The sequence below is a fragment of the Stenotrophomonas sp. YJH_SMC_21 genome (genome assembly GCF_059369555.1).
Map to the genome: position 1 here is coordinate 318563 of NZ_JCAFSU010000003.1, position 25130 is coordinate 343692.

Consider the following 25130-nt stretch of genomic DNA (forward strand, 5'->3'; position numbering starts at 1 on the left):
GGGGCGATCATACAAAAAGGGGACGGAGGGGATTAAGTCGTTTATGCCACTTACGACTTAATCCCCTCCGTCCCCTTTTTGGGGCTTAGGCCAGTGCCTGCTCGTGCACGCCGGCGATCGCGCGTCCCGAAGGGTCGGCAGCTGCGGCGAAGCTGGCGTCCCAGGCAATGGCCGCCGGCGACGAGCAGGCGATCGACTTGCCGCCCGGCACGGTCTCCGCTGCCGCACGGCTTGGGAAGAACTGCTCGAACAGGTGGCGGTAGTAATACGCCTCCTTGGTCTGCGGCGGGTTGTGCGGGAAGCGCTTGTCGGCCGCCGCCAGCACGCGGTCACTCACCTGCGCCTCGGCATGCGCCTTCAGGCCGTCGATCCATCCATAGCCGACGCCATCGCTGAACTGCTCCTTCTGACGCCACAGGATGCTGTCCGGCAGGTAGCCGTCGAACGCCTCGCGCAGCACCGCCTTCTCGATGCGACGGCCACCGAACCCGGCGCCCACCATCTTGTGCGCGGCATCGAAGCGCATCGCCACGTCGAGGAATTCACGATCCAGGAACGGCACGCGCGGCTCCACGCCCCAGGCCATCATCGACTTGTTGGCACGCAGGCAGTCGTAGTTGTGCAGCGCGTCGAGCTTGCGCACCAGCTCCTCGTGGAATTCACGCGCATCCGGTGCCTTGTGGAAATACAGGTAGCCACCAAAGATCTCGTCGCTGCCCTCGCCGGAGAGCACCATCTTCACCCCCATCGCCTTGATCCGCCGCGCCAGCAGGAACATCGGCGTGGAGGCGCGGATGGTGGTGACGTCGTAGGTTTCGATGTGGCGGATCACTTCCGGCAGCGCATCGAGGCCTTCCTCGAAGGTGTACTCGAAACCGTGATGCACGGTGCCCAGCGCTTCGGCAGCAATGGCAGCGGCAGCCAGATCGGGCGAGCCCTTCAAGCCGATCGCGAACGAATGCAGGCGCGGCCACCAGGCTTCGGTCTGCCCGCCATCCTCGATGCGGCGACGTGCATAGCGCGCGGCTACCGCCGCCACCAGCGACGAGTCCAGGCCACCGGACAGCAGCACGCCGTACGGCACGTCACTCATCAACTGGCGTTCCACTGCATGCTCGAAGGCCTGGCGCAGTTCGGCCAGATCGGCCTGGCGACCCTGCACGTCGGCATAGTCACGCCACGGTTGCTGGTAGTAGCGCACCAGTTCACCGCTGGCACTGTCGAAATAGTGGCCCGGCGGGAACTGCGCGACATCGGCACAGGTATCGACCAGCGCCTTCATTTCCGAGGCCACGCGCAAGCGCCCCTGGGCGTCGTGGCCCCAGTACAGCGGCACCACACCGACCGGGTCGCGCGCCACCAGCACGCGTCCACTGTCACGGTCCCACAGCGCGAAGGCGAAGATGCCGTTGAGCTGTTCCAGCCACTGCGCCGGCGCGCCGCCCTGGCGGTAGAGCGCGTTGATCACCTCGCAGTCCGAGCCGGTCTGGAAGTCGTAGGTGGTGGTCAGCGCCGCCTTCAACGCCTGGTGGTTGTAGATCTCGCCGTTCACCGCCAGCGCCAGCTGGCCATCGGCCGACAGCAGCGGCTGCGAACCACCGGCCGGATCGACGATGGCCAGCCGTTCATGGACCAGCAGCGCACCTTCGTCGAGGTACACGCCGCTCCAGTCCGGGCCACGGTGGCGCTGGCGTTGCGACAGTTCCAGCGCGTGGCGGCGCAGGGTGGGAAGATCGTCACCGGCCTGCAGGCCGAAGATTCCGAAGATCGAACACATGAGGGAGCTCCTGTTGGGGAATTTCACGGGTGGGAAGGTGTTCGACCGGCCATCCAGGCCCGGGTAGGCTGCGCCCGGGCACAAAAAAACCCGCATCGGCTGATGCGGGTTTTCTGGTGTCCGGGCGTGTGTTGCTGTCTATCTACCCAGGGCGCAGTCCCGCATCGGCCGCGCACGATTATTCGCGCGCAGATTATTGCGGTTGTTGTTGTTGACGGCGGTGGCCAGGCGGATCGACATGGCATTGACCCTACCCCGGTTTCCGGCATGGTGCAACCGTTGCGTTGGCAACCACTCCCCGGCGCGCATAATGGCGCGCCGTGAAACGTGTAATGGAAATGCAACACCGCACTGGACGCAACGCGGCGCTGGCCGCCCTGCTCAGCCTGGGCCTGGCCGCCTGCCGGACCCTGCCCCCACCGTCGCCCCTGCCGCCGGCCCTGCCGCCGGCCCAGCTGCAGGGCCTGGAACAACGCGGCACCGACGGCAGCTTCGAGGGTGCCTTTGACACTGCGCAAACCTTCGAGCGCTTCAACGATCCACGTGCCATCGCCTACTACGAGCGTGCCGCCGCGGTCACACCCTGGACCTTCCACAACACCAAGGCGGAAGAAGCACTGGGACGGATCTGGATCTCCGGCACGCTGCGGTATGCCGACAGCCCCCACATCAATCCGGCACCGGTGCTGCGCGCGTCCTGGCGACGTGGCGAACGCGCCTATCTGGCGGCGGCCTACCACGGCAATCCCTATGCGTTCTACGAACTCGCCAAGGCCTATCGTCAGCGTGGCGACGCGCAACAGGCACTGCGCTGGGACCTGCGCGGAATGATCTACGAGCGCTACCCGAGTTCATCGTCACGGCTACCGGATGCGGTGGCCGCACAGGGTGACACCGTGCATCCGCGGGTTGCGCAGATCCAGCGTCGCGCCGAACGTGGCGATGCCGAAGCGCAGGTAGACCTGGGCGCGCTGCTGGAAAAGGGCATGGGACTGCCGCGCGATCCCGCACGTGCGCTGCAGCTGTACCAGCGTGCCGGCGAGAAGGGCAATGTGTTCGGCCAGTACTTCGCCGGACTGCTGCTGGGCCGCGGTGCACCGGGCGTGGAGAAGGACACCGACGCAGCCGCACGCTGGTTCGCCCGGGCCGAGGCGCAGCGCTTCTACATGGCGGCACCGAGCTACTGGGAAAAAGCGATCAAGCCCCGTTCTTCATTTTTGAGTAGGGCCCGGCTGCAGTTCTGTAGAGCCAAGCCATGCTCGGCTGCTCCTGCCGGGATAAGCCAACCGAGCATGGCTCGGCCCTACAGGAAAGCAATGCCGGCGAAAGTCGTGCCGACCAACGGTCGGCACCCGCCCTCCTCACACCAGCAGCCGTTCCACCAGCCGCTGGTACAGCCCCGGCAACGCTTCCAGATCGTCCACGCGCACATTCTCGTCCACCTGGTGGATGCTGGCATTGACCGGGCCTACTTCGATGCATTGCGCGCCCAATGGCGCGATGAAGCGTGCATCGGAGGTGCCGCCGCCGGTGCTTTCTTCTGGCGCGCGGCCGATGTGCTCGGCCAGCACCGCACGGGCGATGGCGCGCAGCGTGCCTTCCGGGGTGTAGAACGGCTCGCCGCTGCGATGCCACTTCAGCGTGTACTGCAGGCCATGCCGTTCCAGCAGTGCGGTGATCTCCGCCTCCAGCTTCGGCGCATCCCAGTGCGGGTTGTAGCGGATGTTGAAATCCACGTCGAGCTCACCGGGAATCACGTTGTTGGCACCGGTGCCGGCGTGGATGTTGGAGATCTGCAGGCTGGTCGGCGGGAAACTCTCGTAGCCTTCGTCCCAGCGCCGCGCGCATAGTTCTGCCAGGGCCGGCGCCGCCTGGTGAATCGGGTTGCGTGCCTTTTCCGGATACGCCACGTGGCCCTGCACGCCTTGGACGCGCAGTTTGGCCGACAGGCTGCCGCGACGTCCCACGCGCAGCAGATCGCCCAGCGTCGCGGTCGACGACGGCTCACCGGTGATGCACCAGTCGATGCGCTGCCCGCGTGCGGCGAACAGGCGTGCAACGTGGCGCACGCCATCGATGGCATCGCCCTCCTCGTCGCTGGTCAGCAGTACCGCCAGCGTGCCGGGATGGTCGGGATGGTCGGCGACGAACTGCTCGGCGGCCACCACGAACGCCGCCACGCTGCCTTTCATGTCGGCGGCACCGCGCCCATACAGCACGCCATCGCGGATCTGTGGGGTGAACGGGTCGCTGGTCCAGGTCTCGCGCGGGCCGGTGGGCACCACGTCAGTGTGGCCCAGCAGAACCAGCACCGGCGCGCCCTGGCCATGGGTCGCCCACAGATTGTCAACGTCGCCCAGACGCAGATGATCGCACTGGAATCCGGCCTGCTTCAGCCGCGCCGCCAACAGCGCCTGGCAACCAGCATCGTCCGGCGTTACCGAAGGTCGCGCGATCAGCTCGCAGGTCAGGTCGAGGACCGCGCTCACGCGGCACCCACGCCGAAGCGGGCCTTGAAGCCGTTGTCACTGAAACCCTGGCTGACCGTGCCGTCGGCGGTGACCACCAGCGGGCGCTTGATCAACTGCGGATACTCGCGCAGCAGCAGCTTCCATTCGGCCTCGGAGTCCGCAGCCTTACGGTTGTCCGGCAGCTGCCGCCAGGTGGTGGAGGACTTGTTGACCATCGCCGCCAGCCCCCCCAGCTGCGCGGCCCATTCCAGCAGCATTTCCGGGCTGGGTTTGTTCTCGCGGTAGTCGACGAAGGTGTACGGCACGCCGAAGCGGTCCAGCCACTTGGTCGCCTTCTTGCAGGTATCGCAGTTCTTTAAACCGTAGACAGTGGTGCTCATGGCCATCTGTGATGCTGGAAAACAGAGGGCCAGAATCTCACAACAGGCGCTCGGACACGACCCGGAACGGCACTCTCGGCAAGCGGAAGGCCAGGCCCGATGCAAGCGCCACGCCCATCGCCTGCAGGCGCGGGCACTGCAGGTCGCGTTCCAGGCGCAGCGGCTGCAGGTTGTCGAGGTCTACCGGCAGCGCGACGCGGGTGCTGGCCCAGCGACAGTCGCAGGTGCGGGCGATGGCCTCGTCCTGGCAGGTGAGGAAACGCAGGAGGGCCTGATGGCCACCGAAGGCGGCGCCGGCATCGGCCAGCGCCGCGACAGTGCGCGGCGCAGTCGGGTCCAGCGCATGGCGTGCAGCAGGCGCGGCAGCATCCGCCCCAACAGGGTGTCGGACGGATGCCGGTAGATCGCGGACTGCGCCAGATCCTCCGGCGCAGCCACCTTCAGTCGGCCAGGCCGCGCAGCAGGTCGTTGACGCTGGTCTTGCTGCGGGTCCTGGCATCAACCTGCTTGACGATCACCGCGCAGTACAGCGAATGCGTACCGTCCTTGCTCGGCAGCGAGCCGGACACCACCACGCTGTACGGCGGGATGTAGCCGTAGGTGATCTCGCCGGTGGCACGGTTGTAGATGCGGGTGCTCTGGCTGAGGAACACGCCCATGCCGATCACGCTGTGGTGTCCGACCACCACGCCTTCCACCACTTCCGAACGCGCACCGATGAAGCAGTGGTCTTCAATGATGGTCGGGCTGGCCTGCAGGGGTTCCAGCACGCCGCCAATGCCGGCACCGCCGGACAGGTGGCAGTGCTGGCCGATCTGCGCGCACGAACCCACGGTGGCCCAGGTATCGACCATGGTGCCCTCACCGACATAGGCACCGATGTTGGTGAAGCTCGGCATCAGCACCACGTCCTTGCCGAAGTACGTACCGCGGCGGGCAATGGCGCCCGGCACCACGCGCACGCCACCACGGCGGAACTTCGCTTCGTCATAACCGGCAAAACGCGATTCGACCTTGTCCCAGAACGGCGCCGGACGTGCGTCGACCACGGCCATGTCGTTGACGCGGAAATACAGCAGCACGGCCTTCTTCAGCCACTCGTTGACCTTCCAGCCACCGTGGCCGTCCGGTTCGGCAACGCGGAATTCGCCGCTTTCCAGGCCATCGATCACACGGTTGACCAGCGGCCTGGTCGAGCCTTCCAGTTCGTGAAGGGTCAGCGTGGCGCGGCGTTCGAAGGCACTTTCGATGCCGAACTTCAGTTCTTCCACGCCCGGCGCGGCCGGCTTGCGCAGCGACTTGCGGGCGATGGTTTCGGCGCGTGCGGCTTCTGCGCTCTTGGCCGGGGCCTTCTTCGGTGCCGCCACCTTCTTCGCCGGCGCCTTCACCACCGCGGCTTTCTTCGGCGCGGCAGCCTTCTTCGCGGCCGGCACGGCGGCAGTTTTCTTGGCCGCTGCGCTCTTGGCGGTGGCAGCAGTCTTCTTAACAGGCTTGGTGGCCATCAGGCGGGGTCTCCGGCGTTTCGATCAGGGTCCAGGCAGGCCAGCATCGCGTCATGCAGCTGCTGCCGGGCAGGTTCAGTCAGGGGGAGGTCGTGTTCGTCACTGATCACGAAGGTGTCTTCGGCGCGTTCGCCGAACGTGGCAATGCGTGCATCATGCACGCGCAGGCCCTGGTTGCGCAGCACGAACGCCACGTCGGCCAGCAGGCCGGGGCGGTCGGGTGCGACCAGGGCAAAACGGGTTGCGCCCGGTTCATCGCGGAACTCGATGCGCGGCGCGAAGCGGAAATGGCGCAGCTGGCGTGGCACCACCCGACGCGACGGGCGCAGGCGCGACAGGTCACCACTGAGTGCCTCGCGCAGCGCGGCCTCCAGGTTGGCGCTGCTGCCATCGGCGAAGCTGTCGGCCGGGTTCACTTCGAAGGTATCGAAAATGGTGTCGGCCGGGCCATCCAGCACGCGCGCGCGATGGATCCCGTAGCCCTTGCGGTCCAGGGTCATCACGATGGCGGCAAACAGGCCGTCGCGGTCCGGCGAATGCACGAACACTTCCAGTGCCGGGTCGTCGACACTGATGCGGCGCACCTTCACCAGCGTCTGGCCCTGTTTCACCGGTACCAGCGCCGCGGCCTGCCAGGCCAGCTGCTCAGGGCGCAGGCGAATGAAGCCCTCATCCGGCATCACGGCGAACTGGCGGTCGATGGTGGCGTCGTCGTAACCCTGCTCGCGCACCAGTGCGCGCACGCTGTCACGCGCCTCGGCCACGCGCTCGGCCGCCGGTACCGGGTGCTCGAGCCCTTCGCGCAGCGCGCGCCGGGTGGCGAAATACAGATCGGCCAGCAGGCGGTCCTTCCACGCGTTCCACAGTTTCGGGCTGGTGCCGGCGATATCAGCGCAGGTCAGCAGGTACAGATAGTCGAGGCGGTCGCGGCTGCCCACCAGGGTGGCGAAGCGATGGATTACCACCGGGTCGGCGATGTCCTGCTTCTGCGCGGTCACCGACATGCGCAGGTGCTGTTCGACCAGCCACGCCACCAGTTCGGTATCGGACGTGCTCAGCGCATGCGCCTGGCAGAACGCGCGCGCATCGACCGCGCCCAGTTCGGAATGGTCGCCGCCGCGGCCCTTGGCAATGTCATGGAACAGGCCGGCCAGCAGCAGCAGCTCCGGCTTGCGCAGGCGCGGCCAGACTTCATGGGCGATCGAGAAGCGTTCGTCGGCACGGCTGCTGGCGAACAGGCCGATGTTGCGCAGGACCATCAGCGTGTGCTGGTCGACGGTATAGACATGGAACAGGTCGAACTGCATGCGCCCGCTGACCTGGGCGAACGCGGGAATCCACTGGCCGAGCACGCCCAGCCGCGCCATGCGCGAAAGCGTATCGACCGGGCGTTGACCACGCAGCAGGGTCATGAACTGCTCGCGCGCGTCGGTGTCGGCCTGGTCGTAGGCTGGCAGCAGCGGCAGCGCTTCGGCCAGCGCGCGCGCGGTCAGCGAATGCAGGCCGCGTACCTGCGGATTGTTGGCCCAGCTGGAGAACAGCGCAAACACCTGGCCGATATCGCCACGCGGCCAGTCGGCCTCGTTGGCGGCCAGGTAGCCGCGGCGCAGGGAGAAGCCCACGGTCAGCGGTTCCGGCTGCGCTTCGCCATCGAACTGTTCCTCGAAGCGCTGCAGCAGGCGGTCGCTGATCCGCCGCACCACCAGCGCGGCGCGGTAGAAGCCCTGCATCATCTTCTCGACACCGAGGTTCTCGGCGTCGTCTTCGAAGCCCAGGCGCGCGGCCAGGGTCTTCTGGTAATCGAAACGCAGGCGCTCTTCCGGGCGACGTGCTACCAGGTGCAGGCCGAAGCGCAACCGCGCCAGCACCGCACGTTCGCGCTTGAGCGCCGCGGCTTCGTCGGCACCCAGATGGCCGAGCCCGACCAGGGCTTCCAGGTCGCGCACGCCGAAGGCGCGCAGTGCCATCCAGCCCAGCGTGTTGAGATCGCGCAGGCCACCGGGGCCATCCTTCAGGTCCGGCTCCAGGTTGTCGGCGGTATCGCCGAAACGCTGGTGCCGGTTGCGCAGCTCTTCCAGCTTGGCCAGGAAGAACGCGCGTGCCGGCCACAGTTCGCGGTCGTCGATGGCCTCGCGCAGCGCGCGGCGCGCCGCATCATCAGCCAGGATCGGGCGCGCCTCGATCAGCGCGGTCAGCACGGTCTGGTCCGTCGCCGCCTCGCGGCACTGGGATGCAGAACGCACCGCATGGCTGACCGCCAGCCCGCAATCCCACAGCAGCGCAAACAGGCGCGCCAGTGCCGCTTCGTGCGCCAGCTGTGCCGGCGGGCCGCCGAACACCAGCAGGTCGATGTCCGAGCGAGGGAACAGCTCACCGCGCCCATAGCCGCCCACCGCGAACAGCGACAGGCCACTCTCGACTGGCAGGCAGCGCTGCCACGCCAGGCGGATCAGATGGTCGGCGGCACGCGCGCGCAACGCCAGCAGGCGCTCGATGTTGTCGCCCTGGTCGAAACGGCGGTACAGGCGCGCGTCAGCCTGCTGCAGCGCCTGGCGCGCGGCAGCAGCCCAGTCCGGGTCGTTGAGCGACGCGGCCGGCGTGTCCAGCAGCGAACTCGCCGGCAGCATCCTCAGGAGACCTGCGACTCGCCCGGCGACAGCGTCAGCACGTCGACGCCGGTCTCGGTGACCGCGATCATGTGCTCCCATTGCGCCGACAGCTTGCGGTCCTTGGTCACCACGGTCCAGCCATCCGGCAGCACCTTGTTGTAACGGGTGCCCTCGTTGATCATCGGTTCGATGGTGAAGGTCATGCCCGGCTGCAGCACCAGGCCCTGGCCCGGGCGGCCGTAATGCACCACCTGCGGCTCGTCGTGGTAGACCTTGCCGATGCCGTGGCCGCAGTACTCGCGCACCACGCTGAAACGCTCGCCTTCGGCATAGCTCTGGATGGCATGGCCGATGTCGCCCAGGGTTGCGCCCGGACGCACCGCACGGATGCCGCGCCACATCGCTTCGTAGGTGGTTTCCACCAGGCGGCGGGCCATCACCGACGGCGTGCCGACGAAGTACATGCGGCTGGTGTCGCCGTGCCAGCCGTCCTTGATGACGGTAACGTCGATATTGATGATGTCGCCATCCTTCAGCACCTTCCCTTCGCTGGGAATACCGTGGCAGATGACGTTGTTGACCGAGGTGCACACGGTCTTCGGGAAGCCGCGGTAGCCGACGTTGGCCGGAATCGCGCCCTGCACGTTCACGATGTGGTCGTGGCAGATGCGGTCCAGCTCCTCGGTGGTGACACCGGGCTTGACGTGGGGGGTGACGATGTCGAGCACTTCGCTGGCCAGGCGGCCGGCGATGCGCATCATCTCGATTTCCTGCGGGGTTTTCAGATTCACGCTCATGGCGCCCATTATCGCCGATCCCGCTGCAATCTGAACGAACGCCACCCAACTGGCGATCCGGGGCATGCACGGTTCCGGCAAGGAAAGTGAAAGCGTGACGATCTCCACCCTTTCGCACGCCTGTTTATCACGGATTACAGACACTTACCCGCAGAAGCTGGCTACGACCGTTGTCAAAGCGGCCCCGAACCTGCCGCCTTCGCCTTGTTCAACAGACCTTCGGGTCAGGGAGGTTGTCCATGCGATCCACGCTCCGCTCACCGCTCGCCTGGGTCCTGACCGGACTGTTGCTGGCCGGCCCCGCACTGGCCGCCGACACCACGACCTTCAACGTGACCCTGGTGGTCACCAAGGCCTGCACCATCACGGCGGCGGCGGCCACCAACGTTGACTTCGGCACGGCGGCCTCGACCACGGCGACCCCCACCCTGGGCCAGGGCACGGTGACCGCCCAGTGCTCGGCCCTGACCCCGTACACGATTTCGCTGAACGCGGGCGCCAATGCCAGCACCGCCAACGACGTCACCACCCGCCGGATGAAGAACACCAACGCCGCGGTGACCGCCAACAACTTCGTTGGCTACCAGCTCTACCAGGACGCCGCTCATACCCTGGTCTGGGGTGCAACCTCGGGCACCAACACCCAGGCCGGCATCGGCACTGGCCTGGCCGTGCCCTACATCGTCTACGGCCAGATCCTGAACCTGAGCACCAACAACCCGGCCACCGGCAACTACCTGGATACGGTCACCGCCACGATCACCTATTGATGGAGCACGCCCGCATGGCCGGACCCCGCCCGTGGCGCGCCACCGGCGTGGCGCTGCTCGCCCTCTCCCTGCTGGCCGCAGCCCCTGCCGGTGCCACCAGCCTCCAGGTCGCCCCCACCAGCCTGCAGCTTGAGGCCCGCCAGCGCGCCGGCGAACTGTGGCTGACCAACAGTGGCACCTCGCCGGTCAGGCTGCAGGTGCGGGTCTTCCGCTGGGTACAGCAGGATGGCCAGGAACAACTGCTGCCCACCGAGGAACTGCTGGCCACCCCTCCGATGCAGGAACTGGGCGCGGGCCAGCAGCAGCTGGTACGGGTCATGCGCCCGAACCACGAACCGCCTGCGACACAGCAGTACTACCGGCTGATCGTCGACGAGGTGCCTGATCTGGCGACCCGCGCCAACGGCATGCAGTTCGTGCTGCGCTATTCGATCCCGGTGTTCGTGCAACCCTCGGGCGGCAAGCTGGCGCCGCGCCTGCAGGCCAGCCTGGTCCGGCTGCAGGACGGACGCAACGGCGTGGAGGTGGCCAACACCGGCAACAGCTATGCACAGATCGCCGACCTGGCGCTGGGCAGCGTCCAGCGCCCGCGCATCGTGCACCCCGGCCTGCTGGGCTATGTACTGCCCGGGCAGGTGATGCGCTGGCCGATCGAGCGCACGGCCATCGACCGCGACAACGACCAGATCACGGCCAAGCTCAATGGCGAGTCGGAACAGACGCCGCTGTCGCCGCCACCGGCTCGCTGAGGCGTTGATGGGCGCGCTGTTTGCTGCCCTGGCTCCTGCGGCGACCGAAGCCGCCGATGTGTCCGGCGTGGCTGCCGCCGGGGCTGCGGACGTCTCCGGGGTGTCGGCCGACGCGATCCTGCCCGCCCCCACGCCCCTGACCGCCAGCCAGACCCTGTACCTGGACGTCTCGCTCAACAGCACGCCCCGCGGCCTGCTGCCATTCACTGAAACCCGTGGCCGGCTGCAGGCCAGTCCGGAAGTGCTGCGCCAGCTCGGCTTCAGCGCCCGCGGCGATGCGCCGGTCTATCTGGACCAGATCAGCGGGGCCGTTGTGCGCTACGACGCGCATATGCAGACCCTGGCCCTGGACGTGCCGCTGGACCAGCTGACCCTGCCGACCACCGTGCTCAGCCAGCCGCAGACCCGGGCACCGGCCAGCACCGCCTCGCCCGGCCTGCTGCTGAACTACGACCTGTATGGCAGCCGGGTCGACATGCTCGGCAACCTCAGCCTCAGCTCGGAGCTGCGCCTGTTCGGGATCGGCAACGGCACCGTCGAGAACACAGCGATCAGCCGGCGCTACCAGCAGCCCGGCGACCGTCGCTGGCGCGGTGAGAGCGTGCGCCTGGATACGCGCTGGAGCCTGGATTTCCCCGACAAGGCGATGACGCTGGAGGTCGGCGATTTCTACAGCGGCTTCGTCGACTGGACCCGTCCGGTGCGTCTGGGCGGCCTGCAGATCGGCCGCAACTACGGCCTGCAGCCGTATCGCGTACTCACCCCCACGCCCAGCTTCCTCGGCCAGGCGGTGGTGCCGTCCACGGTAGAGCTGTACGTCGATGGCCTGCGCCAGTACAGCGGGCAGGTGCCGGTCGGTCCGTTCCAGCTGGCCGCGCAACCCGGCATCAGCGGCACCGGCAGCGCACAGGTGGTGGTGACCGATGCATTCGGGCGCATGCAGACGCTGGATTTCAGTTTCTATGGCACCCAGCAGCTGCTGGCCAAGGGCCTGTCGGACTGGTCGGCCGGCGTTGGCCGCCTGCGTGAGGATTTCGGCCAGCGTTCCTTCGCCTACGACGATCGCACCGTGGCCAGTGCCAGCTGGCGAGGCGGTATCAGCGACACCTTTACCGGCGAAGCACATGCCGAAGGCGGCGGCGGCCTGGCCCAGGCCGGCATCGGCGGCTGGTGGCTGCTCGGCGGCGCGGGCGTGTTCAACGCCGCCTATGCGCACAGTGACTATCACGGCCTGCGGGGCGGGCAATGGGCACTGGGCTACAGCTGGAACAACCGCCGACTCAACTTCAATCTGCGCAGCGTGCGCAGCCATGGCGATTACCGCGACCTGGGCGCACTGCAGGGCAGCCTGCCGCCGAGCATCAGTGAACAGGCCACGGTCGGCGCCGATCTGCTGCGGCTGGGCACGCTCAGCGCCAGCTACCTGCGCCTGCGCTATCCCGACGGAGACGACAACCGCTACGCCAGTCTGTTCTGGTCACGCACCTGGAGCCAGCGGTGGTCGGCCTACCTGTCGGTGAACCAGAACCTGGACAAGAGCGATGACCGCAGCATCTACCTGTCGGTCACCGCCAGCCTGGGCAACAACCGCCAGGCCAGCCTCTCCAGCCAGCGCAACGGCGACAGCCAGAGCTGGGTAGCGGACGTGACCCAGCCGGTGCCCGGCGACGGCAGCGCCGGCGGCGTCGGTTGGCGCGCGCAGGTGCGCCATGGCGAGGACGGCAATGGCGGCCTGGCCGAAGTCGGCATCCTCAATGACGTCGGTCGCTACTCATTCGGCGCCTCGCGCCAGGGCGGCCTGAACTATGCCTACGCCAGCGCCAGTGGCAGCCTGGTGTGGATGGGCGGGCATGCCTTCGCCACCCGCGAAGTCTCCGACGCGTTCGCAGTCATCAGCACCAACGGCGTGGGCGGCGTGCCGGTGCGGCTGGAAAACCGGCTGATCGGCGTGACCGATGATCGCGGCCTGCTGCTGGTCAGCCCACTGCTGTCCTGGCAGCGCAACCGCGTCTCCATCGACACCCTGGACCTGCCCGAGGACATGCGCGCCGATCGCATCGAAGACTGGGTGACACCCCGCCAACGCGCCGGTACCCGCGTGACCTTCGCGCTGCGTTCGCGGCCGTCGTTGAACCTGACCCTGCACGGCATGGACGGGCAACCGCTGGAGGTCGGCAGCGAGGTGCAGCTGCCGGACGGGCGACAGGCGCTGGTGGGCTATGACGGGCTGCTGTACCTGGAAGACGTGTCCGCCGGCAGCGTGCTGTACATCACCACCAGCCGCGGGCAATGCAGGGTGAAGGTACCGGACGTGCCCAAGGTGGTGGCTTCCGGCGCGCGACCGAAGCCGGCACCGCTGGCGTGCATCCCGGAGGTAGCGCCATGAGGACGTTGCTGCTCGGCCTGCTGCTGGTCGCCGGCCTGCTGGCGGCGGCACCGGCCCGCGCCGTCGCGGTGTGCGCCGCCGTCGCCGACCCGACGCTGCCGTTTGGCAACGTCAACAGCAATGCCCCCGGTGCAACCACCGGCACGCTCAACATCACCGTGACCTGCACCACTGCCGCGCTGAGCGTGCTGGCCACTACCGGCGTGCGGGTCTGCGTGGGCATCGGCGCCGGCAGCGGCGGCGGCAGCAGCTCCAGCTGGCGGACGATGAAGACCAGCACCAGCGACAGCATGAACTTCCAGCTCTACAACACCTCCAACTTCAGCCAGGTGACCGGGTTGACCCCGCGCGGCTCGCCGCCGGCGCAGGAGCTGACCCTGACCTACAACGTGCCCCTGACCGGCGGCAGCGGCACGCAGACCACGCAGCTGTCCGCACAGATCCCCGCCAATCAGATCCTGGCGTCAGGCGCCTACAGCAGCACCTTCAACGGCGCCAACGTGGTGCTGACCTGGGCCTGGAACGAGGTCCTGCTCGGCAATGCCACGGTGCCCGCCAACTGCAACGGCGGCGCCACCGGCACCAACAGCATCAGCAACGCCTTCAGCTTCACCGCCACCGCCAACGTGCTGCCGCAGTGCGGCAGCTACGTCACCACCAACATGGACTTCGGCAACGTCACCGGCGGCATTCCCGCCAACATCGACCGGACCGCCACCTTGACCCTGACCTGCCTGAAGAACACGGCCTACCAGGTCAGCCTCAACAACGGCCAGAACAACCCCTCCGCCACCAGCACGCGGCGCATGGCCACCACCATCGGCGGCAGCACCTACTACCTCACCTACGAGCTGTACCGCAATGCCGCGCGCAGCCTGCGCTGGGGCAACACCCTCAACGTCGATACCGTTGGCGGCACCGGAAGTGGCAGCGCGCAGCAGCTGACCATCTATGGCCGGGTGCCGCCGGTCACCGGCCAGCCCCCGGCCGGCATCTACAACGATGTGGTGCAGGTGACGATCACTTATTGACCTGTGTGCCGACCAACGGTCGGCACCCACCAGGCAGGTTTCGGACGATCGACGCCCACCGGGGCGGTTTCGGCAGATCCACGTCATGCGTGGATGCGCGCATCATTCCTGTGCCAGGAGCAGTCGACTGACAGTCGACGCTACAGATTCGGCCGATCCAGCCGATACCGCGCAGCGAGATCTTTCAGCACGGTGGTTGCCAGGTGGCTCGCGCATTTCTGATCGGGGCGATACTGTTCGCCAGCACATTGGCGTGGGCCGAACCCGGCCCCAGCAACCTGCAGATCCGCCTGACCGTGGTCGAAGCCTGCCGCGATGACCCCGGCAGCACCCACTGCCCCGCACCCCACCAGCGCAGCGACACACCGCAACTTCCGCCCCAGGTCCGCGAGCTCGCGCCTCCCGCCGACGACGAAGACACGACGTCCGCCGTGACCGTCATCTACTGATGCGGGCACTTCTGACCCTGCTGGCGATGCTGCTGGCGTTGCCTGCCGCGGCATTGGACCTGTTGCCGACCACACTGCAGCTGCCCGCCGAAGGTGGCCAGGGCGAACTTTGGCTCTTCAACCCCGGTCCCGGCCGCTGGCAGGGCCGGGTACAGATCCTTGCGTGGGACCAGCAGACCGACGCGGACATGCTGCGTCCCACCGACCAGGTGCTCGCCAGCCCCACCCTGCTCGACATCCCGCCCGGCGTCCGACAGCGCATCTGGCTGCTGCCACGCCAGCCGGCATCCGCTGTCGGCGAACAGGCCTATCGGGTCGTCCTGGCCCCCACTACGCCAGGGCTGCAGCGCTATTCGCTGCCGTTGTTCCGCGGGCACGCCACGCCAATGGCCCAATCGCGGCTGCATGCAGGGATCGAACCCGGCCAGTCACATACCTTCCTGCGACTGAGCAACACCGGTACCCTGCACGCACGCCTGAACGATCTCGCCTACATCACCAGCGGCGGTCAGCGCACCCTGCTGCTGCCCGGCCTGGCCGGGTATCTGCTGGCCGGCCATGAGCGCCGCTGGGCCCTGCCCGCCCGCGCTGATGGCTACGCCGGCGGTCATTTCCAGGCCCGGCTGCAGGATGGCCGCGTGATCGATCTGGTCGCTCCAGGCCCGGCAATTGCAGCCAGCGCACCGAGCGGGCTATAATCGACCGGATTCCTGCCGCCTGCGTGCGCGGGAACCCGTCCACACCGGACGTCACCGGTGAATCCACACCTGCTGCCCCCATCCGTGCCGGGGTGCTCCGCAAGGAGTTCGGCCACGGAGGCAACAGGGAAGCCCAACCCCGGAACCGATCGCGCTTCCACGCGTCCCGCATACCTATCCCCGCGGGCGGAATCGCTGGTTCCATATCAGGAGTATTGCAATGCCCCAGGTCACCATGCGTCAGATGCTGGAAGCCGGCGTCCACTTCGGCCACCAGACCCGCTACTGGAACCCCAAGATGGCTCCGTACATCTTCGGCGCCCGCGGCAAGATCCACATCATCAACCTGGAAAAGACCGTCCCGCTGTTCAACGACGCGATGAACTTCATCTCGTCGGTTGCCCAGAAGCGCGGCACCGTCCTGTTCCTGGGCACCAAGCGCAGCGCCCGCGAAACCATCAAGGAAGAAGCCGAGCGTTGCGGCATGCCGTTCATGAACCAGCGCTGGCTGGGCGGCACCCTGACCAACTTCCGTACCGTCAAGCAGTCGGTTGCCCGCCTGAAGGAACTGGAAGCCGGTGAAACCGACGGCACCTTCGAGAAGCTGGTCAAGCACGAAGTGCTGGGCCTGCGTCGCGAGCGCGACAAGCTGGAAGCCTCGCTGGGCGGCATCAAGGACATGAACCGCCTGCCGGACGCCATCTTCGTGATCGACATCGGCCACGAAGACATCGCGATCAAGGAAGCCAAGAAGCTGGGCATCCCGGTCATCGCCGTGGTCGACACCAACTACAACCCGGAACTGGTGGACTACGCCATCCCGGGCAACGACGACGCCATCCGCGCTGTGCAGCTGTACGCCCGCGCCGCTGCCGACGCCGTGCTGGAAGGCAAGGCTGCTGCTCCGCACGCTGCTTCGGTGCGTGAGGAAGAGTTCGCTGAAGCCGCTGCTGAAGGCGAAGAGAAGCCGGCCCGCCGCGCTCCGGCCAAGAAGGCTGCCAAGAAGGGCGACGACGCCCAGGCCTGATCCAGGCCCGGGGTGGACGCCCGGCGTCCACCCTCCCTGCGCGCAGCCTTTGGCGCGTGACAGGACCGTGTCACACGGGCCGGCCACCATGCCGGCCCAACCCCTTTCTTTCGTGAGGTAATCCCGTGGAAATCACTGCTTCCCTGGTCAAGGAACTGCGCGAGCGCACCGGCGCCGGCATGATGGAATGCAAGAAGGCGCTCACCGAAGCCAACGGCGACATCGACGCTGCTGCTGAAGCCATGCGCAAGTCCGGCGCCGCCAAGGCCGACAAGAAGGCTGACCGCGTGGCCGCCGAAGGCCGTCTGGGCCTGGCCCAGGATGGCGGCAAGGCCGTGCTGGTCGAAGTCAACTCGGAAACCGACTTCGTCGCCAACGATGACAACTTCAAGTCCTTCGTCAATGCCGTTGCCGCTGCCGCCCTGGCATCGGGCGCCACCGACGTCGAAGCCGTCAAGGCTGCCAAGCTGGCCGATGGCCGCACCGTTGAAGAAGCCCGCGCCACCGCCGTGCAGACCCTGGGTGAGAACATCCAGATCCGTCGCATGGTGAATGTCGACACCACCGGCAACATCGGTGCGTATGTCCACACCAACGGCAAGGTCGGCGTTCTGGTCGATCTGATCGGCGGCGACGTCGAGCTGGCCCGTGGCCTGGCCATGCACGTGGCTGCGCTGAAGCCGCCGCACAACAAGGCTGCGGACGTTCCGGCCGACTTCGTCGAGAAGGAAAAGGAAATCGAGCTGGCCAAGATGTCCGAAAAGGACAAGGCCAAGCCGGCCGACATCCTGGAAAAGATCATCAGCGGCAAGATCAACAAGATCGTCAGCGACGTGACCCTGTACGGCCAGACCTACGTGCTGGGCGACACCACCGTCGAGCAGGTGGTCAAGGCCGCTGGCGCCGATGTTGCTGGCTTCAAGCTGCTGATCGTCGGCGAAGGCATCGAGAAGGTGGTGGAAGACTACGCCGCCGAAGTTGCCAAGGCGATGCAGGTCTGATTCCAGCCCTCCGGCTGTGAAGCAACCAGAAGGAGCCGCGGGAGACCGCGGCTCTTTTTTTATGCCGGCGGCCCTGTGGGGTGCGCACAGCGGCACCTTTGCGTTGCGCGCGAATCAAGCCGATACTCGGCACAGGGAATCAACAGTCATTTAGCAGGAACGAAAATCGCGGACTGTGATGCATTCCTAGGTATTCTTGTCCCAATGGAATTGAACGACCCGACATGCCTCCCGAGCTGACAGCTGCCCTGGCGCTCTGCCGCAACCTGCCCTCGCCACCCGGTATTGCCCTGCGCATCATCGAACTGGCACAGGACCCGGAAGCGGATATCGCCACCGCCGCCGACATCATCGCCATCGACATGGCGCTGAGCGCTCGCATGCTGCGCATCGCCAATTCGCCGCTGTACGCCAGCCGCCGTCGGATCGAGAACCTCGGCCAGGCACTGACCATGCTCGGCCTGAATGCCACGATCAGCCTGGCCCTCGGCTTCACCGTCACCCAGGGGCTGACCGGCGGCACCGGCGCCGACCACGACCTGCGCCAACGCGCCTGGAAGCGCAGCATCCTCAGCGCGCTGGCTGCCAGCCAGCTGGGCCAGGCCCGCGGCCTGCGCCGGCTGGAAGAACTGATGCTCGCCGGCCTGCTGCAGGACCTGGGCGTACTGTGCCTGGCCCAGGCCGAATCGGAGCGCTACCTGCCGCTGCTGCGCGAAGCACGCGACAACATCGACCTGGTCGCGCGCGAGCGCGACGAACTGGGCTGCAGCCACGCCGAGGTCGGCGCCTGGGTGGCCGAGCAGTGGGGCCTGCCGCGCTACCTGGTGGAGAGCATCAGCCACAGCGAAGACCTGGACGCCGCGGAATCGCCGTTCCAGGCCTGCGTGCAGCTGTCCGGTGCCGTGGCCGACATCTGGCTGGACGATGACGCCGATGCCGCCCGCGAGCGCGCCCTGCAGCAGGTGCATGACCGCCTTGAACTGGACAGCGCCCGTTTCGACCAGGTCCTGACCCGCATCAGCGAGGCCCTGCCGGACATCGCCAGCCTGTTCGAGGCCGGCCTGAATTCCCCCTCGCGGGTGCGCGAGCTGATCGACCACGCGCAGGAGCTGGCCACCCTGCGCAACCTGCGCGAACTGCAGGATGCCGACCAGGCCCGTCGCCGCGCTGACGAATTCGAAGCCCGGGCCAAGCGCCTGGCCGACCAGGCCCATCGAGATGCCCTCACCGGCGTGCTCAACCGGCGCCAGCTGGAAGCCGTGCTGGAGCAGGAATTCCTGCGCGCCGGCCGCCAGGGCTGGCCGCTGTCGGTGGCCTTCATCGACCTGGACGACTTCAAGAAGATCAACGACGCCCATGGCCACCTGACCGGCGACGAGGTGCTGCGGGCCTTTGCCGGCAAACTGCAGGGCCAGCTGCGCCACAGCGACACCGTGGCCCGCTTCGGCGGCGAGGAGTTCGTCGCGCTGCTGCCCAACACCAGCGAAACGGTAGCACTGGACGTGATCCGCCGGGTACTGGCCAACATCGTTGCCACGCCGATGGCCGAACTGGAAGGCGGCCCGCTGTTCGTCACCTTCTCCGCCGGCGTGGCCACCCAGGGCGGCTACGAACGCTTCGCCGACGTGCAGGACCTGCTGCGCGCCGCCGACGACGTGCTGTACCGCTCCAAGAACCTCGGCCGCAACCGGGTGATCGCGCGCTCCCCCGGCGCCCTCGGCCACGACGAGCTGTCAGCGACCGCGGGCGCCGAGCTGGGCTGAACCGGAAGCCCCGGATGACCGGGGCGAACGCCAGGATTTTACGCCGCAGTGCACAAAACACTATGGCCCGACGCCGCATGCGCGTAGAATCGCCCGCGATTTCCACGCACCCGAGGTCCCCATGTCCAAGCTCGCCTATCGCCGCATCCTTCTGAAACTGTCCGGGGAGGCGCTGATGGGAGATGAGGACTACGGCATCGACCCGAAGATCATCAACCGCCTGGCCCGTGAGGTCATCGAAGCCCAGCAGGCCGGTGCCGAAGTGGCCCTGGTGATCGGCGGCGGCAACATCTTCCGCGGCGCCGGCCTGGCCGCAGGCGGCATGGACCGGGTCACCGGCGACCAGATGGGCATGCTGGCCACGGTCATCAACGCCCTGGCCATGCAGGACGCCCTGGAGAAGCTGGGCGCCAAGGCGCGCGTGATGAGCGCGATCAAGATCAACGACGTGTGCGAGGACTACATCCGCCGCCGCGCCATCCGCCACCTGGAAAAGGGCCGCCTGGTGATCTTCGCCGCCGGCGTCGGCAGCCCGTTCTTCACCACCGACTCCGGCGCCGCCCTGCGCGCGATCGAGATCGGTGCCGACCTGCTGCTGAAGGCCACCAAGGTCGATGGCGTGTACGACAAGGACCCGAACAAGCACAGCGATGCGGTCCGCTTCGACAGCCTGAGCTATGACGAAGTGATCCGCCGCGGCCTGGAAGTGATGGATACCGCCGCCTTCGCACTGGCCCGCGACAGCGACCTGCCGATGCGCGTGTTCGACATGGGCCAGCCGGGCGAACTGCTGAAGATCCTCAACGGCGAGAACATCGGCACCCTGGTCCAGGGCCGCGATCCGGCCTGAGCCTGAGCGCGCGGCGACAACCGGGCCGATTCAGGCCCGGCAGCGTCCCGTATTCGCCTATAATCGCCCGATTCCAGATACATCCAGGACCGGGCGATGCTCAACGACATCAAGAACAACGCGCAGACGCGCATGGCCAAGAGCATCGACGCTCTGAAGCACACCCTCACCTCCATCCGGACCGGGCGTGCCACGCCGGCCCTGCTGGACCGCGTGACGGTCAATGCCTACGGCAACGCCAGCACCCCGCTGAACCAGGTTGCCTCGATCTCCAACGCCGATGCGCACTCGCTGCTGGTCACCCCGTTCGACAAGGGCATGATCAAGGAGATCGAGAAGGGTCTCTACAACGCCGAGTTCACCCCGAACACGCTGGGCGCCGCGATCCGCATCAACATGCCGCCGCCGACCGAAGAGCGCCGCAAGGAGCTGGTCAAGCAGGTGCAGAAGGAAGGCGAAGGCGCCAAGATCGCGATCCGCAACATCCGTCAGGACGCGAACAAGGAAATCGCCAAGCTGGTCAAGGACAAGGCGATCAGCGAGGACGAGAAGAAGCGCGGTGAGGACGACATCCAGAAGTTGACCGACACCAACATCAAGGACGTCGACAAGGTCGTTGCCGACAAGGAAAAAGAACTGCTGTCGGTCTGAAGTCGATGCCTTCAGTCCCGCCTCCGTTGCCGGCCACCCTGCCCCGCCACGTCGCCATCATCATGGATGGCAACGGGCGCTGGGCACAGCAGCGCCGCCGCCCGCGCGTGATCGGCCATCGTGCCGGCGCGCGCGCGGTCAACCGCACCATCGAGCGCTGCCTTGAACTGGGCATTCCGGCGCTGACCCTGTTCGCGTTTTCCAGCGAGAACTGGGGCCGGCCGCAGGAAGAAGTCGACGCCCTGATGAAGCTGTTCCTCGGCGCGCTCGACCGCGAAGTGGACGAACTGCACCGGCGCGGCGTGCGCGTACGCTTCATCGGCGAACGCGAGCGCTTTGGTGCCGGACTGGTCAGCCGCATGCAGCTGGCCGAGCAGCGGACCGCCGACAACACCACCCTGACCCTGTCGATCGCCGCCAGCTACGGCGGTCGCCAGGACATCGCCCGTGCCGCGCGCGCGCTGGCCGCTGAAGTCGCCGCAGGACGCCTGCTGCCCGAACAGATCGACGAATCGCTGCTGGGCAGCCAGGTCGCCCTGGCCGACCTGCCGCCGCCGGATCTGTTCATCCGCACCGGTGGCGACACCCGCATCAGCAACTTCCTGCTGTGGCAACTGGCCTACACCGAGCTGTGGTTCACCGAGGCGCTGTGGCCGGACTTCGATGCCGCCCTGCTGCAGCAGGCGCTGGATGCCTATGGCAGCCGCGAGCGCCGTTTCGGCCTGACCAGCGCCCAGATCGCCGCACTGGCCACCGAGACCTCCAGCCCATGACCAAGACCCGAGTCCTCGCCGCGCTGATCATGGCGCCGCTCGCCATTGCCGCGATCCTGCTGCTGCCGACGCAATGGCTGGCCGCCGCCGCCGCCGCCGTGCTGCTGATCGGCCTGTGGGAATGGCTGAAGCTGGCCGGCATCGAAGACACCCTCGCGCGCACCGTGCTGCTGGTGCTGAACCTGCTGCTGATGGTGCTGCTGGTGTGGGCCGATGGCAGCACGCTGGTGCTGTTCCAGATCACCACACTGGCGGGTGTTGCCTGGTGGCTGGCGGCGCTGGCCTGGCTGCGCTTCTTCAACTTTGGCGCCCAGCCGACGGCCCCCTCCCGGATCGTGAAGATGCTGGCCGGCACCCTGGCCATCGTTCCTGCCTGGGCAGCGCTGGTACTGATCCACGCTGGCGGTGACCCGCCAGGCAAGCAGGGCCACCTGTGGCTGCTGGCGGCACTGGCACTGGTCTGGGCAGCCGATTCGGGCGCCTATTTCGCCGGCCGTCACTTCGGCAAGCACAAGCTGGCGCCGCAGATCAGCCCCAACAAGACCTGGGAAGGCCTGTTCGGCGGCCTGCTGGCCGGTGTCGCCGTGGCCCTCGGACTGGGCTGGCTGGCCGGCATCGACATCGCGCACCTGCCGGGCCTGCTGATCACCTCGGTGGTGGCCGTATTCGCGTCGGTGCTGGGTGACCTGTTCGAAAGCCTGATCAAGCGCCACGCCGGTGCCAAGGACTCGGGCAACCTGATTCCGGGCCATGGTGGCGTGCTCGACCGCGTCGACGGCGTCCTCGCCGCCGTGCCGGTGTTCGCGCTGGGCAAGGAAATCTTCGGGTTCTGACCATGAATGCTGTCGCAGACCTGCGCCGGGTCGCCGTATACGGCGCCACCGGCTCGATCGGTGCCTCCACGCTGGACGTCATCGCCCGCCACCCGCAGCGCTACCAGGCCACGGTGCTGGCCGCCGGCCGCCAGGTGCAGGCACTGCTGGCCCTGTGCCGCCAGCACAAGCCCGCGCACGCGGTCATCGCCGACGAAGCGCTGTTCACCGAACTGCGCGACGGCCTCCGCGATGCCGGGCTGTCGACCGAGGCCCACGCCGGTCATGCCGCACTGGATCAGCTGGCAGCAAGCGATGCCTGCGACACGGTCGTCGCGGCCATTGTCGGTGCTGCAGGGCTGTCCTCGACCCTCGCCGCCGCTGCGGCCGGCAAGCGCATCCTGCTGGCCAACAAGGAATCGCTGGTACTGGCCGGCGAGCTGCTGACCCGCACCGCCGAGCGCGCCGGCGCCGAGATCATTCCGATCGATAGCGAGCACAGCGCGATCTTCCAGTGCCTGCGTTCGCGCGACGCCAGCATCGACGGCGCCGGCGTGCGCCGCATCCTGCTGACCGCGTCGGGCGGCCCGTTCCGCGGCCGCAGCCGCGCCGAGCTGGCCGAGGTCACCCCGGCCCAGGCCGTGGCTCACCCGAAGTGGTCGATGGGCCCGAAGATCTCGGTCGATTCGGCGACGTTGATGAACAAGGGCCTGGAAGTCATCGAGGCGCACCATCTGTTCTCGGTGCCCGGCGAGCGCATCGAGGTGCTGGTGCACCCGCAGAGCCTGGTCCATTCGCTGGTCGAATTCGTCGACGGCTCGACCCTGGCCCAGATGGGCCTGCCGGACATGCGCACCACCCTGGCGGTCGGCCTGGGCTGGCCGCAGCGCATCGAATCGGGCGTGGCCGGGCTGGACCTGCTGGCGCAGGGCCGGCTGGATTTCGAGGCGCCTGACACCGACGCCTTCCCCTGCCTGGCGCTGGCCTGGCAGGCCATGCAGGCCGGCGGTACTGCCCCGGCGGTGCTGAACGCCGCCAATGAAGAGGCGGTTTCAGCATTTCTTCAGGGCCGGATCGGTTTCCTGACCATCCCGGAGCTGGTTGCTAACGCTCTTTCAACACTGCCGACCCAGCCAGCCGATACACTGGAGGTCCTGTTGTCCGCCGACCAGCGGGCACGCCAGCTCACCCTGAACGCCATCGACGCCGCCTGAACGACCGCCTCGCCCAGCATGACGCCGCCGCCCCTGCCCGCCACTGTGAGCCTGCATGACTGACTTCCTCGGATCGGTCTGGTGGATGATTGTCAGCCTCGGGCTGCTGGTCACGTTCCACGAGTTCGGGCATTACTGGGTCGGCCGCCTCTGCGGGGTCAAGATCCTGCGCTTCTCGGTCGGCTTCGGCCGTCCGCTGTGGTCGCGCCGCGACAGGCACGGCACCGAGTTCGCCATTGCCGCCATCCCGCTGGGTGGCTACGTGAAGTTCCTCGACGAACGTGAGGTCGAGGTCCATCCCCACGAGCGCGGCCAGGCCTTCAACCACAAGACCGTGTGGCAGCGCATCGCCATTGTTGCTGCAGGGCCGATCGCCAATCTGCTGCTGTGCATCCTGCTGCTGTGGGCGATGTTCGTGATCGGCAAGCAGGACTACTCGCCGACGATCGGCCGGGTTGACGGCATCGCCGCCAGCGCCGGACTGCTCAGCGGTGACCGCCTTCTGCGGGTGGATGAGCGCCAGGTCGCCACCCTGGGCGAGGCCAGCATGGCGCTGACCGCCGCCGCGATGGATCGCCGCGACGTCACGCTTGAGGTACTCGACCCTGCGGACCAGGTGCGCGTGCGCACCCTGCCGCTGTCGCAGCTGCCCGCCGGCTTCGATGAACGACGGGTACCGATCCTGGCCGGCCTGTATTGGCAATCGTGGCTGCAGCCGGCACTGGTCGACTCGCTCACCGCCGATTCGGTGGTCACCGGGCTGCTGCAGCCGGGCGACCTGATCGTGGCGATCGACGGCCAGCGCATCGACAGCGTCGACCAGGTGATCGGCGAGATCCAGGCCCTCGGCCGTGCCGGAGGCCCCGGCATGATCGAGGTCCTGCGAGGCGGTGAACGCCTTGCACTGGAAGTCACGCCCCGCCAGGGCAAGGATGGCAAGGGCAACCCGGTCTGGCAGATCGGCGTCGGCTTCCCCACCACCTACAGCCCCTCCTACGACACCCTGCTGCGCTATGGGCCGCTGGATGCAGTGACCGTCGCCGTACGTGAAACCGGCCGGCTTGCCGCCGATTCGCTGGGCATGATGGCCCGCATCGTCACCGGCAAAGCCTCGCTGCAGAACGTTTCCGGGCCGGTCACCATCGCCCGCGTGGCCAATGTCTCGGCCAAACGCGGCCTCGACTGGTTCCTGCAGTTCCTTGCCCTGCTGTCACTCAGCCTGTGCATCATCAACCTGTTGCCGATCCCGATCTTGGACGGCGGGCACCTGCTGTATTACCTTATCGAGTTGGTCAAGGGCAGCCCGCTGAGCGAGCGTGCCATCGCCGCCGGCCAATACATCGGCCTGGCGTTGCTGGCCGGGCTGATGGGGTTGGCGTTCTACAACGACATCCTCGGCCTGGTCCCGCGATGAACTTTT

Annotated in this window: 21 protein-coding genes and 2 pseudogenes; 16 read left to right on the forward strand and 7 right to left on the reverse strand. The window is 67.4% G+C overall.

Features of this window, described 5'->3' with window-relative positions; translation table 11 throughout:
* Positions 1-85 precede the first annotated feature (85 nt).
* On the reverse strand, positions 86-1777 hold the full coding sequence (asnB, locus tag AC5P67_RS07060) for an asparagine synthase B (RefSeq protein ID WP_005408760.1): 1692 nt from the start codon (positions 1775-1777) through the stop codon (positions 86-88).
* A 338-nt stretch (positions 1778-2115) separates the two neighbouring features.
* Between asnB and AC5P67_RS07065 the strand changes: the two are divergent.
* A pseudogene (locus tag AC5P67_RS07065) lies at positions 2116-2982 on the forward strand (tetratricopeptide repeat protein); the annotation flags it as partial.
* Between the two features lie 156 nt (positions 2983-3138).
* On the opposite strand, the gene dapE reads toward AC5P67_RS07065, so the two are convergent.
* The 6 genes and pseudogenes from dapE to map all read right to left on the reverse strand — a co-directional run bounded on the left by dapE (position 3139) and on the right by map (position 9602).
* Complete coding sequence (gene dapE / locus AC5P67_RS07070) at positions 3139-4266, reverse strand: succinyl-diaminopimelate desuccinylase (protein ID WP_099527848.1); 1128 nt, start codon at positions 4264-4266, stop codon at positions 3139-3141.
* The gene (locus AC5P67_RS07075; protein WP_172961840.1) at positions 4263-4634 is read right to left on the reverse strand and encodes an arsenate reductase; all 372 of its coding nucleotides are present in this window, start codon (positions 4632-4634) and stop codon (positions 4263-4265) included. Before AC5P67_RS07075 ends, dapE begins: the two co-directional genes overlap by 4 nt.
* Positions 4635-4665: 31 nt before the next feature.
* Positions 4666-4932, reverse strand: a pseudogene (locus AC5P67_RS07080) (hypothetical protein); the annotation flags it as partial.
* A 136-nt stretch (positions 4933-5068) separates the two neighbouring features.
* Positions 5069-6130 (reverse strand): 2,3,4,5-tetrahydropyridine-2,6-dicarboxylate N-succinyltransferase, encoded by a 1062-nt coding sequence (gene dapD, locus AC5P67_RS07085; protein WP_005408756.1) that lies wholly within the window; start codon positions 6128-6130, stop codon positions 5069-5071.
* Positions 6130-8739 (reverse strand): [protein-PII] uridylyltransferase, encoded by a 2610-nt coding sequence (locus AC5P67_RS07090; RefSeq protein WP_446001643.1) that lies wholly within the window; start codon positions 8737-8739, stop codon positions 6130-6132. Before AC5P67_RS07090 ends, dapD begins: the two co-directional genes overlap by 1 nt.
* A gap of 20 nt (positions 8740-8759) precedes the next feature.
* Positions 8760-9602, reverse strand: coding sequence for a type I methionyl aminopeptidase (map, locus tag AC5P67_RS07095; protein WP_005408754.1), 843 nt, complete (start codon positions 9600-9602; stop codon positions 8760-8762).
* A 173-nt stretch (positions 9603-9775) separates the two neighbouring features.
* On the opposite strand from map, the gene AC5P67_RS07100 reads away from it, so the two are divergent.
* The 15 genes from AC5P67_RS07100 (at position 9776) to rseP (ending at position 25124) form a co-directional block, all read left to right on the forward strand.
* Complete coding sequence (locus tag AC5P67_RS07100) at positions 9776-10306, forward strand: Csu type fimbrial protein (protein ID WP_043034862.1); 531 nt, start codon at positions 9776-9778, stop codon at positions 10304-10306.
* The gene (locus AC5P67_RS07105) at positions 10306-11055 is read left to right on the forward strand and encodes a fimbrial biogenesis chaperone (RefSeq protein ID WP_043034861.1); all 750 of its coding nucleotides are present in this window, start codon (positions 10306-10308) and stop codon (positions 11053-11055) included. The genes AC5P67_RS07100 and AC5P67_RS07105 overlap by 1 nt, the downstream gene beginning before the upstream one ends.
* A 7-nt stretch (positions 11056-11062) precedes the next feature.
* Positions 11063-13441 carry a fimbria/pilus outer membrane usher protein gene (locus AC5P67_RS07110; RefSeq protein WP_100438041.1) on the forward strand — a complete coding sequence of 793 codons (2379 nt, stop codon included), beginning with the start codon at positions 11063-11065 and terminating at the stop codon, positions 13439-13441.
* Positions 13438-14472 (forward strand): Csu type fimbrial protein, encoded by a 1035-nt coding sequence (locus tag AC5P67_RS07115; protein WP_005408750.1) that lies wholly within the window; start codon positions 13438-13440, stop codon positions 14470-14472. Before AC5P67_RS07110 ends, AC5P67_RS07115 begins: the two co-directional genes overlap by 4 nt.
* A gap of 203 nt (positions 14473-14675) precedes the next feature.
* Positions 14676-14921 carry a hypothetical protein gene (locus AC5P67_RS07120; protein ID WP_033834089.1) on the forward strand — a complete coding sequence of 82 codons (246 nt, stop codon included), beginning with the start codon at positions 14676-14678 and terminating at the stop codon, positions 14919-14921.
* Positions 14921-15619: a fimbrial biogenesis chaperone gene (locus AC5P67_RS07125; RefSeq protein WP_005412743.1), complete on the forward strand. Its 699-nt coding sequence runs from the start codon at positions 14921-14923 to the stop codon at positions 15617-15619. Before AC5P67_RS07120 ends, AC5P67_RS07125 begins: the two co-directional genes overlap by 1 nt.
* Positions 15620-15839: 220 nt before the next feature.
* Positions 15840-16646 carry a 30S ribosomal protein S2 gene (rpsB, locus tag AC5P67_RS07130; RefSeq protein WP_005408748.1) on the forward strand — a complete coding sequence of 269 codons (807 nt, stop codon included), beginning with the start codon at positions 15840-15842 and terminating at the stop codon, positions 16644-16646.
* Positions 16647-16771: 125 nt separating this feature from the next.
* On the forward strand, positions 16772-17647 hold the full coding sequence (tsf, locus tag AC5P67_RS07135) for a translation elongation factor Ts (RefSeq protein ID WP_005408747.1): 876 nt from the start codon (positions 16772-16774) through the stop codon (positions 17645-17647).
* A gap of 224 nt (positions 17648-17871) precedes the next feature.
* Positions 17872-19410 (forward strand): GGDEF domain-containing protein, encoded by a 1539-nt coding sequence (locus tag AC5P67_RS07140; RefSeq protein WP_005412741.1) that lies wholly within the window; start codon positions 17872-17874, stop codon positions 19408-19410.
* A 121-nt stretch (positions 19411-19531) separates the two neighbouring features.
* Positions 19532-20260 (forward strand): UMP kinase, encoded by a 729-nt coding sequence (gene pyrH, locus AC5P67_RS07145; protein WP_005408745.1) that lies wholly within the window; start codon positions 19532-19534, stop codon positions 20258-20260.
* 96 nt (positions 20261-20356) lie between these two features.
* Positions 20357-20911 (forward strand): ribosome recycling factor, encoded by a 555-nt coding sequence (gene frr, locus AC5P67_RS07150; protein ID WP_495214425.1) that lies wholly within the window; start codon positions 20357-20359, stop codon positions 20909-20911.
* A gap of 5 nt (positions 20912-20916) precedes the next feature.
* Positions 20917-21684, forward strand: a complete 768-nt coding sequence (uppS, locus tag AC5P67_RS07155; protein ID WP_005408743.1) for a polyprenyl diphosphate synthase — start codon at positions 20917-20919, stop codon at positions 21682-21684.
* Positions 21681-22517 (forward strand): phosphatidate cytidylyltransferase, encoded by an 837-nt coding sequence (locus tag AC5P67_RS07160; protein WP_495214426.1) that lies wholly within the window; start codon positions 21681-21683, stop codon positions 22515-22517. The genes uppS and AC5P67_RS07160 overlap by 4 nt, the downstream gene beginning before the upstream one ends.
* Before the next feature lie 2 nt (positions 22518-22519).
* Positions 22520-23710, forward strand: coding sequence for a 1-deoxy-D-xylulose-5-phosphate reductoisomerase (locus AC5P67_RS07165; protein WP_005408741.1), 1191 nt, complete (start codon positions 22520-22522; stop codon positions 23708-23710).
* Between the two features lie 55 nt (positions 23711-23765).
* A complete protein-coding gene (rseP, locus tag AC5P67_RS07170) occupies positions 23766-25124 on the forward strand; it encodes an RIP metalloprotease RseP (RefSeq protein ID WP_099562088.1) in 1359 nt (452 codons plus the stop codon).
* Positions 25125-25130 lie beyond the last annotated feature (6 nt).

What these genes read in the sequence shown, in the direction of transcription:
- asnB (WP_005408760.1), bottom strand. Translation starts at nt 1,777, where the DNA reads ATGTGTTCGATCTTCGGAATCTTCGGCCTGCAGGCCGGTGACGATCTT.
- AC5P67_RS07075 (WP_172961840.1), bottom strand. Translation starts at nt 4,634, where the DNA reads ATGGCCATGAGCACCACTGTCTACGGTTTAAAGAACTGCGATACCTGC.
- dapD (WP_005408756.1), bottom strand. Translation starts at nt 6,130, where the DNA reads ATGGCCACCAAGCCTGTTAAGAAGACTGCTGCCACCGCCAAGAGCGCA.
- map (WP_005408754.1), bottom strand. Translation starts at nt 9,602, where the DNA reads ATGCCCCGGATCGCCAGTTGGGTGGCGTTCGTTCAGATTGCAGCGGGA.
- AC5P67_RS07100 (WP_043034862.1), top strand. Translation starts at nt 9,776, where the DNA reads ATGCGATCCACGCTCCGCTCACCGCTCGCCTGGGTCCTGACCGGACTG.
- AC5P67_RS07105 (WP_043034861.1), top strand. Translation starts at nt 10,306, where the DNA reads ATGGAGCACGCCCGCATGGCCGGACCCCGCCCGTGGCGCGCCACCGGC.
- AC5P67_RS07110 (WP_100438041.1), top strand. Translation starts at nt 11,063, where the DNA reads ATGGGCGCGCTGTTTGCTGCCCTGGCTCCTGCGGCGACCGAAGCCGCC.
- AC5P67_RS07115 (WP_005408750.1), top strand. Translation starts at nt 13,438, where the DNA reads ATGAGGACGTTGCTGCTCGGCCTGCTGCTGGTCGCCGGCCTGCTGGCG.
- AC5P67_RS07125 (WP_005412743.1), top strand. Translation starts at nt 14,921, where the DNA reads ATGCGGGCACTTCTGACCCTGCTGGCGATGCTGCTGGCGTTGCCTGCC.
- rpsB (WP_005408748.1), top strand. Translation starts at nt 15,840, where the DNA reads ATGCCCCAGGTCACCATGCGTCAGATGCTGGAAGCCGGCGTCCACTTC.
- AC5P67_RS07140 (WP_005412741.1), top strand. Translation starts at nt 17,872, where the DNA reads ATGCCTCCCGAGCTGACAGCTGCCCTGGCGCTCTGCCGCAACCTGCCC.
- pyrH (WP_005408745.1), top strand. Translation starts at nt 19,532, where the DNA reads ATGTCCAAGCTCGCCTATCGCCGCATCCTTCTGAAACTGTCCGGGGAG.
- frr (WP_495214425.1), top strand. Translation starts at nt 20,357, where the DNA reads ATGCTCAACGACATCAAGAACAACGCGCAGACGCGCATGGCCAAGAGC.
- uppS (WP_005408743.1), top strand. Translation starts at nt 20,917, where the DNA reads ATGCCTTCAGTCCCGCCTCCGTTGCCGGCCACCCTGCCCCGCCACGTC.
- AC5P67_RS07160 (WP_495214426.1), top strand. Translation starts at nt 21,681, where the DNA reads ATGACCAAGACCCGAGTCCTCGCCGCGCTGATCATGGCGCCGCTCGCC.
- AC5P67_RS07165 (WP_005408741.1), top strand. Translation starts at nt 22,520, where the DNA reads ATGAATGCTGTCGCAGACCTGCGCCGGGTCGCCGTATACGGCGCCACC.
- rseP (WP_099562088.1), top strand. Translation starts at nt 23,766, where the DNA reads ATGACTGACTTCCTCGGATCGGTCTGGTGGATGATTGTCAGCCTCGGG.